The organism is Mesomycoplasma moatsii (assembly GCF_045276915.1).
GTDB lineage: Bacteria > Bacillota_I > Bacilli_A > Mycoplasmatales > Metamycoplasmataceae > UBA710.
The window spans coordinates 503,507-515,667 of the sequence record NZ_CP174166.1 but is presented as its reverse complement, the minus strand read 5'-3'; the positions used below and the strand labels follow the sequence as shown (position 1 = coordinate 515,667).

Here is a 12,161-nt window from a genome sequence, read left to right as displayed (position 1 = left end):
TACTTTTATAAAAAATTATAACAAATTATTATTGTGATTGCTTTTTAAGGATAGTTTATATTCAAAATAAAAAACTCATTTCTTTAAGAAATGAGTTTTTTATTTTATTAACCAAATAAAGATTTTTTTTTATTTTTTTGATGATTCTATTTTAACTTTTTTTCTGGGTTGATCATCTTTGTTCTGAATTGCAACAACACCTGGCAATGGTTTACCTTCTAACATCATTAAACAAGCACCACCACCTGTTGAAATATGTGAAAACTTAGATTCTAAACCTAAATTCATGATTGCAGCAACACTATCTCCACCACCTACAACTGTATATGCGTTAGGTAATGAACCAATAATTTTAGCTAACTCACTTGTTCCATATGAATAATTACTGAATTCACAAACTCCAACTGGCCCATTTCAGATAACTGTTTTTGCACCATTTAAAACTTTTTTAAATAATTCAATTGTTTTAGGTCCAATATCTAATCCCATATAGCCATCAGGTATTTCTAAAGAATTATATTTATTATAAATTGGTGCAATATTATCAAATTTAGGTGATAGAGCTGCATCTATTGGTAAAACAATTTTTTCTTGATATTTTTTTAAGTAGTTTCTAGCTAGTTCAACAATTTCTTCTTCTTGAACTAAAGAATTACCAACAGATAAACCTTGTGCTTTAGAAAAAGTATGAGCCATACCTCCAGCTATAATTACACGATCAACATTTTGGATTAAATGATCAATTGTTTGAATTTTATCTGTTACTTTTGCTCCACCAATAATAGCTATTGCTGGTCTTGCAGGATTATTAATTGCTTTTGAAATTTTTTCAATTTCTTGTTCAACTAAATATCCAATTGCTGACTCAGAAACATTTGATGCAATACCTACGTTTGAAGCATGTGATCTATGTGAAGTACCAAATGCATCATTAATAAATACATCACACAAAGAAGCTCAAAATTTACCTAATTTTGGATTATTTTTAGATTCAGATTTATTGTTTAAATCCTCAAATCTTGTATTTTCTAACATGATGATGTCACCATCTTGCATATTTTTAACAGCTTCTTTAACAATTGTTCCTGAAGTTTCAGGAATAAATTTAACTGATTTATTTATTAAATTAGATAACTCTTTTGCTACTGGTTTCAGAGTTTTTTTAGCTTTATCAGATTCTTCTTTAATTCTTCCTAAGTGAGATAGAAGAATAACTTTAGCACCTGATTCATAAGCTTTTTTAATTGTTGGTATAGCAGCTACAATTCTCTTATTATTAGTGATTTGCTGTCCCTTCATTGGTACATTAAAATCTACTCTAATAATAACTCTCTTACCATTTAAATCAATTTGATCTATTGTTTTCTTGTTCATTTTTTATCCTTGAAATATTACAAATTACAAAATTATTGAATAACTTTTGTAACTGAACCTGCTCCTACTGTTCTCCCACCTTCTCTAATTGAGAATTTTGTTCCTTCTTCAATAGCAACTGGATAAATTAAATCAACAGTTAAATTAACATTATCTCCTGGTGTTACCATTTCTGTTCCAGCAGGTAATTCAATTCCTCCTGTAACATCTGTTGTTCTAAAATAAAACTGTGGTTTATAGTTTTTAAAGAATGGTGTATGACGTCCACCCTCTTCTTTTTTAAGTGCATAGACAGCAGCTTCAAATTTTTTATGAGGAACAATTGTTCCTGGTTTTGCTAATACTTGTCCTCTTTCAATTTCTTCTTTAGCAACTCCTCTTAATAAAAGTCCAGCATTATCTCCAGCCATTGCAGCATCAAGATTTTTTCTAAACATTTCAATACCTGTAACAACTGTTTTTTTGGTTGGTTTAATACCAACAATTTCAACTTCTTCATTTAATTTCAAAGTTCCACGTTCAACTCTACCTGTAGCAACAGTTCCACGTCCTGTAATTGTGAAAACATCCTCAACAGCCATTAAAAATGGTTTATCTGCTTCACGTGAAGGAGTATCAATATATGAGTCTACTGCATCCATTAAGTCAAAAATGAATTTTTCATACTCAGCATCACCTTCAAGAGCTTTTAAAGCTGATCCTTTGATAATTGGAGCATTATCACCATCAAAACCATATTCTGATAATAGTCCTCTAACTTCAAGTTCAACTAACTCTGTAATTTCAGCAGCTTCCGCTGGTGAACCTAACATATCCACTTTATTTAAGAAAACAACAATTTTTGGAACCCCAACTTGTTTTGATAATAGAATGTGTTCTCTTGTTTGAGGCATAGGACCATCTGTTGCAGCAACAACTAAGATAGCTCCATCCATTTGTGCTGCTCCTGTAATCATGTTTTTAACATAGTCAGCATGCCCTGGACAATCAACATGAGCATAGTGTCTTTTTTCTGTTTCGTATTCAATGTGTGATGTATTGATTGTTATTCCACGAGCTTTTTCCTCAGGAGCATTATCAATTGAAGCATAATCTTTAGCTTCTGCTAATCCTTTTTTAGCTAATGTTGAAGCAATAGCAGCAGTTAAAGTTGTTTTACCATGATCAACATGACCAATTGTACCAATATTAACATGAGGTTTGCTTCTGTCAAAATTTTCTTTTGCCATAATTTATTTTCCTTTCAAATGTTTAAATGATTTTTTTGGTTTAAATTTATTCAAAAATAATTTAAATAAATTGTTTAATAAGTTTACTAAATAAGTTGTTCAAAATCTAAAAATTTATTTCTTTGTACTTTTTTTGTCGTTTGTTGTTTTTTTGCTACCTGAACAAGTTTTGCATGTAGCACAATCTTTACAATCAACACATGATTTGCAACATACATGTCAGCCAATGTTGTGGAACGCTTTAGAACCTGGGAATACTGATATATCTCCTAGTTCTTCTTCAATAGCTAACAACCTGTTGTATTTTGCAATTCTATCTGTTCTTGACATAGAACCAGTTTTAATTTGTCCTGTATTTAAAGCAACTGATAAGTCGGCAATTGTTGTATCTTCAGATTCACCTGAACGATGTGATACAACTGCTGTCATTCCAGATTTATGAGCTAATTCAATTGTATCTAATGTTTCTGACAATGTACCAATTTGATTCAATTTAATTAATATTGAGTTAATTGTTCCTTTTCTAACAGCTTCAGTCAAAATTGCTTTATTTGTAACTGTTAAATCATCACCCATAATTTGCTTATATGACCCAAATTTTTCATTCATTTTTTTGAATCCATCTCAATCTTGTTCTGCAAATCCATCTTCAACTGAAATGATAGGAAATTTTTTAAACAAATTTGCATAGTATTCAATTAATTCATTTGATGTAAATGTTGTTTGAGTTTTAAGATTTTCAAATCCTGGTTTTTCAGAATCAATCGCAGCTTTTAACTTACCAAATGTATATTTTTTAGTTTTTACGTCATAAAGTTCTGAAGAAGCAGCATCCATTGCAATTGCCACTGCTTTTTCACCCTTAAGAGCTGGATTAAATCCTGCTTCTTTAATTGCTTTAACCAAGAAATCTAAAGCTTCTTCGTGTGATTTTAAATTTGGGGCAAATCCTCCCTCATCACCAACTTGTGTTCCATGTCCTGCTTTTTTTAATAATTTAGCTAGAGTATGGAATACTTTGTTAGCCATTTGTAATGCTTCTCTAAATGTAGAAGCACCAACTGGCATAATCATAAATTCTTGAAAATCTAATGTATTTGAAGCGTGTTCTCCACCATTAATAACATTTAACATAGGTAACGGCAATACTCTTGCATTTGTTCCACCAATATATCTATATAGAGGTATTCCTAGTTCATCTGCGGCACATTTAGCCACTGCTAATGAAACACCTAAGATTGCATTAGCACCTAATTTTGACTTAGTTGGTGTTCCATCTAATTTGATCATTAGTTCATCGATTAATCTTTGATCTGTAACTTCTAATCCAATTATTTCGGGAGCAATTTTGTTGTTGACATTATCAACCGCTAACATCACACCTTTACCACCGAATCAATTATTTTTGTATTTAGCTGAATTTTGATCTCTTAATTCTAGCGCTTCTCTTGTACCTGTTGATGCACCAGAAGGGACAATTGCTGATCCAAATCCGCCAAATTCAGAAATAACTTCAACTTGAACTGTTGGATTACCACGCGAATCTAAGACTTCTCTTGCATGAACTTCAATAATTGCTGACATTTTTTCTCCTTAGTTTTCGTTTTCTCTCATATTTTACATTTATTTAAAGTGTTTTATTTAAATTTTCTGCTTGCAAAATCCTTTTAATTTTAATATTAAAAAAAACGAAATTTTCTTTTCTTGTAGTAAAGTTTTATAGAACAAAAAGGAGGAAAAATAATGGCTTCATACATTTTGAAAGCAAAAAATTTAGATTTAGTAAATCAAAAAAACAAAAAAACAACTATTGGAAGATTTTACTCAGGTGATCGTTTTTATACATTATTAAATGAGTACATTGACGTGAATTTACATAAAAAGAGTAGATTTATGGCTTGATTAATAAAAGTATTGTTCAAATCAGGAAACTATAAACATGACCCTGGTATTGCAAATGGGCAACCTTGATCAGTTAAATTGTTTGACTGATTTTGTATTCTTTGCTTAATTATTTTTGTTTGCTTAGCTTTTGGTTTTTTAGGTCCAATAATTGATGTTGCATTGGGGAAAAAAGCTGCTAGTGATTTAATAGGTGCATTTTCTGGTTTGGGTGTTGGAGCACTTATAACAGGTATTCCAGGTATTGGTTGATTGATTATGTATTTCACAATTAGAAAGAAAAATAAACCTTTAAGTTTACAAGCATATGTTGAAAAGAAAATTTCATTTTGTTTAATGTTAAGATTCTTGATTAAAAACACAAAAAGAATTAAAGGTGACAAAGATTCTCAAATTATGTTACTTGAAAATTTTGAAGCACAAGGAGCAAGTGGACCTAGATGATTAAACATTCAAATGATAAATTTAATTTGTTCGATCTTTCCAGAATTTAATTATATGTTTAGATTTGAATCTTTATCTGATGAAGAACTTGCTGAGTTAAAACCAATTATCGATTATGATTTTAGAATGGTTGAAATTATTGGTGCAGATGATCTTCAGTGAGAAGGTTGAACTAAAAAAGAACAAAAACACATTTTTAAAAAACAATCTAAAACAAAAGTTGAAGATAGCATCCAAGAAGAAAACAAAGTAAAAGAAGAATAAAAAATTTTTGTCATAAAGAGTCTCGCTTGTGCGAGATTTTTTATTTTACGTAATGATATAATTAGGTGGTGTTATGAATTTAATCAAGTTTAGATATGTTCCTGGTTTATATCCAGTGCCAATGATTATGATGTGAAAAGAAGCAAATCAGGAAGTTTTCAATGAAATATACAAATATCAATTTGGTGAGTGAGAAGACCAAAATCAATGTATATGAACTTTAGGTGCTTATTTAATTTATGATGAAGAGAAAATAATCTCCTATCGATTTGATGATTTTTCTAATTTAACATGATTATTAAGATCTATTAGTAAACCTTTAGTGATAGAGGTTGATAAAAGAATAGAAAAAGAAATATTGAAACATTATTCTAATGAATTTGAACTTTTAGTTAAATAATATCTAATTTAATATTTATAATAATTTATTATTAACTATGAATGTTTTATCAATTTCTCTATTATCAACGCTTTTACCGATTGCTTTGATATCAATAACAATTATTTTGTACATTGTTGCAAAAGCTTTTTTTTTAAAAAAATACTCTAGCTATCTTGAAGAGTTAGAACAATTTTTAACTTATGAACCTTATATTGAAACTTTAACAGCACTAAGAACTGTCGATATAACTTTAAAAGCTCAAGAGAAAACAATTATTGAAGAAATGACTGCTTCATCTAACGATAAGATTAAAATTAATGATGTTAAAATTGAAGAAATAAATGAAACTAAAGAATATTTTGCTAAACAATCTAACGACATTGATAATCGAATTAAAGAGTTAAGAAATTTAAAAGATACTTTATTAAATAATTTAGAGCAATCAAGAGTTTTTTCTTGCAAAAAAATAATTTCTAAGATTGAAAACAATAAAAGCGAGATGAATGAAATTAGAAAAAATATTAATGAACAAACCAAACAATTCATTAATCCAATAATTGATTTTAATAACAAAAGATATAAACTTGAGAAGATTGTTTCAAAAATTGAAAATACAACAAAAAAATGATTTAACGATGTACAAAATGATATATTTCAAAAAAATGTTGAAGATCGAATATTTAAAATGAAAGAAGATTTAGAAATTGCAGATAATTTTGTTTCTCGCGGAAATCAAGAAAAAGCTTTTACTCATTTTACTTTATTTAAAAAAACTTTATTTGATTTGATAACGTTTGATAATTATTTTGACAAATTTAAAGATATTTTATTTGTTAAATCCAACCAAATGTATTCAAAAATATTGAATCACTTAAAAAAAGTTAAAGTAAATTTAGGTAGTAATCTTGAAAGATTGAATACTAATGTTTTTTTACAAAATTTTGAAGACGAACTTGCCGATGCAAAATCTAGTTTTTATGATCTTAATATAAGTAAGACAAGCGAAAATATTGAAAAGTATTTTAATACTTTGTTGGGACTAACTTATGCTATTAATCAAGAATTAAATGCTTACCATTTTTTTAGTCAATTCGGAATTAGTGAAATTCAAAAATTCTTTTTAATTGCTTCAGAGAAATATAATGAAATAAAAGCGAGTTGCGAAAAAATTTTAGGTATTGATAAACTATTTTATTGAAATTTACAAAATGAAATGAACGATATTGATTTATTGATGAGTGAGATTGATTCTAATATTAGTGAATATACAAAAAGTGCTGAAATAAGTAATAATCTTTATTCAACTAAACAATCAAAATACAAAAAAATTCTTCAATTGCTGCTAACTTTTTTTAATGAATGCGAAAATATAGAAAAAAGTATTGATATTTTTTATACAGAAGGTGTAAGTCAAGGATTGAAATATAATCAACTTAAAAAAATTTACATTCAAGGATTAGCAGACATTAAAAAATTTAATATTAAATTAAGTATCGAAGACAATGAGACCATTTCTTTGATTGAAAAAAAGAAACAAGAAATAGAGAATTTTATTGTAAATCAAGATAACTATAGTGAAAAGGAATTGAAAATATTTGTGGATCAAATATTTAGTTTGATAGTTATTTTTATTATGAAAACAGTTAAAAAAGTGTTGCTTGTAAGATCTTTTACACTTATTAATTTAAGTCATTCATACAAGAGAATTGAAAATAATTTATATGATAAAAAAGTTATTGAATGTGAAGATTTAATTTATGAAGGAAAATATGAAGAAGGGATAAAATCATTAATTGATAGTATTAGAGGAGTTAATAATTAATGTTTAAAAATATTTTAATTCGTTTTGGTGAATTATCTTTAAAAGGTAAAAATAAAATGAATTTTGTTAATATTCTTGCTCAAAATATTAGGAAAATTTGTAACGTGGAGTATAAAGATATGATCATCCAAATTGATCGAATATTTATTCCTTTTTCTGCTGAGAATATAAATAACCTAAATTATGTTTTTGGTATATCTTCTTTTTCTCCAGTAATTAAAATCGATAGCGATTTATCAACTATTGAGACAAAATTGTTGAGCATTGATTTAGATAAATATTCATCATTTAAAATTAATTGTAGAAGAAAATGAAAAGAATTTCCAATGAATTCAATGGAGCTTAATCAACATTTAGGTAACTTGATTTTGACTAATAAAAAAAATTTAAAAGTTAAAGTAAAAGACGCAGATATCGAAGTTAACGTTGAGATTCATGCAGATTTTGCTTATATTTTTTGAGAAAAAATAAAAGGATTAGGAGGATTGCCAGTTAATTCTAGTGGTAAAGTTTTACATTTATTATCAGGAGGAATAGACTCACCTGTAGCAGCACTTGAAATGATAAAAAGAGGGGTTAAAGTTAATTTTTTATCTTTTATTTCTCCTCCGCATACTGATGAAACTACAATAAAAAAAATAAAAATGATTGTAAATGAATTGACAAAGTATCAAATTGAATCTAGATTATTTTTATTTAATTACACAGATCTTATGAACTATATTGGATTAACATCTAATCAAGCTTACAAAATTGTATTAATGAGACGTAGTTTTTATCGTATTGCAGATAATATTGCTAAAAAATTTCAATGTCTTGGTATTTCAAATGGTGAAAATTTAGGTCAAGTAGCTTCACAAACTCTTGAAGCAATGAATACAATTCATAGTCAAACAACTTTACCTATTTATCAACCTCTGTTAACTAATGACAAAATTGAAACAATAAATAAATCAGAAAAATTTAATTTATTTCAAATTTCAACAATAAAAGCTTGTGAAACATGTGAAATATTTGCACCCAACCATCCAGCTACTAAACCAAATAACGAAGTTGCTATACAATTAGAAAATGAATTAGATATGTTAAAGGAATTAGAGAAAAAATCCTTAGATGAGAATGTAGAATTATGCTATTTCAATAATAAAGGAAATAATAAGTATTAAGTTAATGTATTATAATTTTTAAATTATCATGGATGGAAAATTATATAAAGTTGTTGTTGGTAAGAAAATAATTAATGATTTTAGTTATGTTTTGCATGTTTTTTCTCCTATTAATCATCAAATTATAGGTTCAATCCCTAGAGTTAGAACAAAAGAACAAATCGAAATAATTTTTAAAAATGCAAAACTAGCTTTTCATGAATATAGAAATGTAGATTTTCATATAAGAAAAAAATGATTATTAAATTTTTGCGATTTATTGAAGCAAAAATGAGATGAGTTATCAAATATTATAGTTTGAGAAATTGCTAAAACTAAAGTAGAAGCAATTAAAGAAATTGATAGAAGTATTGAATATATTAAGTTAACTATTGAAGAGTATGAAAAAATAATGAAATCACCCTTAATCATAGATGAATCAGTACACAATGTTAAAGGTAAAACAGGAATTTTTACTTATGAACCTTTAGGTGTTGTGTTAGCAATTAGTCCTTTTAATTATCCTTTGAATTTATTGGTTTCTAAGATAGCTCCTGCTTTAATTTCAGGTAATACAGTTGTTTATAAACCAGCCACCCAAGGATCTTGTGTAGGATCTTTTATTAGTTTACTTTTATATGAAGCAGGTTTTAAAAATGGTGAAGTGAGTTGTATTATTGGTAAGGGATCAGAAATTGGTGATTTTATTATTGACAATCCAAACATTAGTATGATTTCTTTTACGGGAAGTTCAGATGTAGGAAAAAAAATAGCAATGAAAAATTCTTTAATTCCAGTTATTTTAGAACTTGGTGGCAAAGATGCTGCTATTGTTTTGAAAGACGCAAATTTAAAATTAAGTGCTAAAAAAATTGTTAAAGGTGCATTTAGTTTTAATGGGCAACGTTGTACTGGTATTAAAAGAGTTTTGGTAGATGTTTCAGTTGAACAAAAATTAATTAAGTATATTGATGAAGAAATAGAAAAATTAACAATCGGTTCAGCAATAAAAGGTAATTTTGATATTACTGAAATGATTGATATTAAAACACTAAAAAACAATCTATATTTACTTTTAGATGCTTATAAAAATGGCGCAAGAACAAATCAAAAAATTAAAAGAAAAGGAAATATCTTATTTCCTGTAGCACTTCATAATGTGACAACTAAATGTAAAATTGCTTGAGATGAGCAATTTGGTCCTGTTTTACCAATAATATCTTTTAATGAAATTGAACAAGCAATTGATATATGTAATAAATCACAATATGGATTACAAACTTCAATATTTACTTCAAATATTAAATTAGCTAAAAAAATTGCTTCCACATTAGATGTTGTGACTATTAATATTAATGAATCATCTTCTAGAGGACCAGATATTTTTCCGTTTGGAGGAATTAAAGATTCAGGTAAAGGAATGCAAGGAATAAAAGAAGCTATTATTTCTATGAACAAAATTAAAGGAGTTATTGAAAACGAATAATTTTTATTTAGTTATTTCTTTTAATTCGTTTATAAATTCTTTAAAATCTGATTTTATTAATTTGAATTTTTCTTTTCACTTAATATCTCAAAAACTATCTATTTTTTGTTCGATCATCAAAATATTTTTGTTTAAAAAGAACTTAGTTTCGTATTTATCTATACCTTGTTTTCAGTTAATAATAATTTCTTTATTCTTTGCATCAATTTTTGAAACTGTATAAATTATTGAATATTTATTTTTTTTGGATGTAAATGTTTTGTTAACTTCAAAATTTATTTTAGTAATAAATTGTTTTTTTAATAAATTTAGTAATTCATCAAAGTTATTAGATTTTAATTTTATTTTTTTCTTTATTAACTTACTTTCGTAATATTGTTCAATATTTTCAGGAATTTCTCCATTATTTTGCAATACTAAATTAATTCCTTGTTTCATTTTTTTAATTTCGTTTTTAAAATTACTTTTTAATCAAAGCATACCTAATGTATCTTGGAATCCTCAAAAAGGCGTTTGTCGACAAATAAATTCAGTAACCTTTATTACATAACCTGAAAAGAGAATTTTTTTTCTTAATTTAAATTTCATTCAATATTTATCTTTTTCATTGTTTCACTTAATTTGTACGATTTTTTTGTCTGAGTTAAAAATTTCTATTTCATAATCTGAGTGGACGTTTTTTATCTTTAAACCAAATTTCAAACCCTGCTCAATTTCTTTGTTATGGATTTTAAAAGTTTTTTTAAATGTAACTAAAAATGAAGATCAAAGAAGTTCTTCATTTTTTTCTTTAAATTTCATTTTTTTATGAATTCTTTTATTACGATTTCATTCATCTACAATTGAAGATTTTCTATTATTTTTGATTTCAGCATTATTATCCACAATTAATCTCCTAGAACTAGTTTGACAATTAAAATAACTAAACCTATCATAAAAATAATAATTCCAATTATTCAACTTATTTTTAAAGTTGTATTTAATCATCAAAAATCTTTTTTTTGAATTACACGAATTAAATTTCTTGCAAACCAAATTAAACAAGGAACACAAATCCCCAGAGCCATTAATATAGCACCTACCAATATTAAAGGGTTCCCATTTAAAAATGAAGATGCATTAGGTAATTCTTTAAATAACATACACAACTCTAATTTCATTATATTATAATTAAAAGTTGTTGAACAATATTGTTGAAAGGTTTATATTAAAATTAAAATGAAAAAATATCTAATTTTTGATATTGGTGGAACTTTTGTCAAGTGAGCAATTATTAATTCTAATTTTGAAATTATCGAGAATTCTAAATGACCCTTTAACGGAAAAATAGAAGGGAAAGAAGTTTTGATTAAAAAAATTAGCAATAAAATTGAAGAGATTGAAAAGCAGATAGACATCAGTGCTATTGGTATTTCAACTGCTGGCATTGTTGATCCTAATACTTCAGAAATGGCCAAAATTACTCATAATATCAAAAATTGAGGTGGAACTAATATCAAAAAAGAATTGTCTTTTTTTACTAAAAAACCTATTTTTGTTGAAAATGATGCTAATGCTGCAACTATTGGAGAGTCAACAGCAAAACATTTAACTAATCATAAAAATATATTAATGATAACTTTAGGCACTGATGTTGGTGGAGGCATTATTATTGATAATAATATTTATCGTGGAACTCATGGATTTGCTGGCGAAGTAGGTTTTCAATTCATTGATGGAAATAAGCGTTGAGGAGAAACAGCTTCTACTAAAGGTCTAATTGAATTAATCAAAGAAAGAAATAATATTGAAATATCGACTTATGATATTCTTAATTCTCAAGATGAAAAAATCATTAAATCTTTAGATATTTGATACAAAAAAATTGCTAATGGGTTAACTAATTTTATTGTTTCTTTTAATTTTGATGCAATCATTATTGGTGGTGGAATAAGTGAATCAGAACTATTTGATTTAAATAAAATTACAGATTATATTAATGGTTTCTTGTTAATACCTGAGTTTAAACATTCTTATAAATTGTACAAAGCATCGATGGGCAATAATGCAGCAATAATAGGAATGACCAAAATCATTAATAATAGTATAGATATAAAATAGTTGTTTTAAAAAT

The 12,161-nt window shown here is 26.6% G+C and carries 10 protein-coding genes and 1 pseudogene; 6 read left to right on the top strand and 5 right to left on the bottom strand.

Translation table 4 applies throughout. The annotated features are described in order from the left end of the window. Positions 1-129 precede the first annotated feature (129 nt). The 3 genes and pseudogenes from ACJA28_RS02530 to eno form a co-directional block, all read right to left on the bottom strand. Entirely contained in the window at positions 130-1,374 is a 1,245-nt protein-coding gene (locus ACJA28_RS02530) for a phosphoglycerate kinase (RefSeq protein ID WP_022934609.1), read from the bottom strand. 32 nt (positions 1,375-1,406) lie between these two features. Further along, entirely contained in the window at positions 1,407-2,603 is a 1,197-nt protein-coding gene (tuf, locus tag ACJA28_RS02525) for an elongation factor Tu (RefSeq protein WP_022934608.1), read from the bottom strand. A 225-nt stretch (positions 2,604-2,828) separates the two neighbouring features. After that, positions 2,829-4,187, bottom strand: a pseudogene (gene eno / locus ACJA28_RS02520) (phosphopyruvate hydratase); the annotation flags it as partial. Positions 4,188-4,346: 159 nt separating this feature from the next. On the opposite strand from eno, the gene ACJA28_RS02515 reads away from it, so the two are divergent. The 5 genes from ACJA28_RS02515 to ACJA28_RS02495 all read left to right on the top strand — a co-directional run bounded on the left by ACJA28_RS02515 (position 4,347) and on the right by ACJA28_RS02495 (position 10,048). Then, entirely contained in the window at positions 4,347-5,213 is an 867-nt protein-coding gene (locus ACJA28_RS02515) for a hypothetical protein (RefSeq protein ID WP_022934606.1), read from the top strand. A 73-nt stretch (positions 5,214-5,286) separates the two neighbouring features. Beyond that, complete coding sequence (locus tag ACJA28_RS02510; protein WP_022934605.1) at positions 5,287-5,613, top strand: hypothetical protein; 327 nt, start codon at positions 5,287-5,289, stop codon at positions 5,611-5,613. Between the two features lie 37 nt (positions 5,614-5,650). Further along, entirely contained in the window at positions 5,651-7,417 is a 1,767-nt protein-coding gene (locus ACJA28_RS02505) for a hypothetical protein (protein ID WP_022934604.1), read from the top strand. After that, entirely contained in the window at positions 7,417-8,583 is a 1,167-nt protein-coding gene (gene thiI, locus ACJA28_RS02500) for a tRNA uracil 4-sulfurtransferase ThiI (protein ID WP_022934603.1), read from the top strand. Before ACJA28_RS02505 ends, thiI begins: the two co-directional genes overlap by 1 nt. Positions 8,584-8,611: 28 nt before the next feature. Beyond that, a complete protein-coding gene (locus tag ACJA28_RS02495) occupies positions 8,612-10,048 on the top strand; it encodes an aldehyde dehydrogenase family protein (RefSeq protein ID WP_022934602.1) in 1,437 nt (478 codons plus the stop codon). A gap of 3 nt (positions 10,049-10,051) precedes the next feature. Here the strand turns inward: ACJA28_RS02495 and ACJA28_RS02490 are convergent, their stop codons facing one another. Further along, entirely contained in the window at positions 10,052-10,933 is an 882-nt protein-coding gene (locus tag ACJA28_RS02490) for a hypothetical protein (protein WP_022934601.1), read from the bottom strand. A gap of 2 nt (positions 10,934-10,935) precedes the next feature. Beyond that, positions 10,936-11,190 (bottom strand): hypothetical protein, encoded by a 255-nt coding sequence (locus tag ACJA28_RS02485; protein WP_022934600.1) that lies wholly within the window; start codon positions 11,188-11,190, stop codon positions 10,936-10,938. A 76-nt stretch (positions 11,191-11,266) separates the two neighbouring features. Between ACJA28_RS02485 and ACJA28_RS02480 the strand changes: the two genes are divergently transcribed. Next, on the top strand, positions 11,267-12,148 hold the full coding sequence (locus tag ACJA28_RS02480) for an ROK family protein (RefSeq protein ID WP_022934599.1): 882 nt from the start codon (positions 11,267-11,269) through the stop codon (positions 12,146-12,148). Positions 12,149-12,161: the final 13 nt, after the last annotated feature.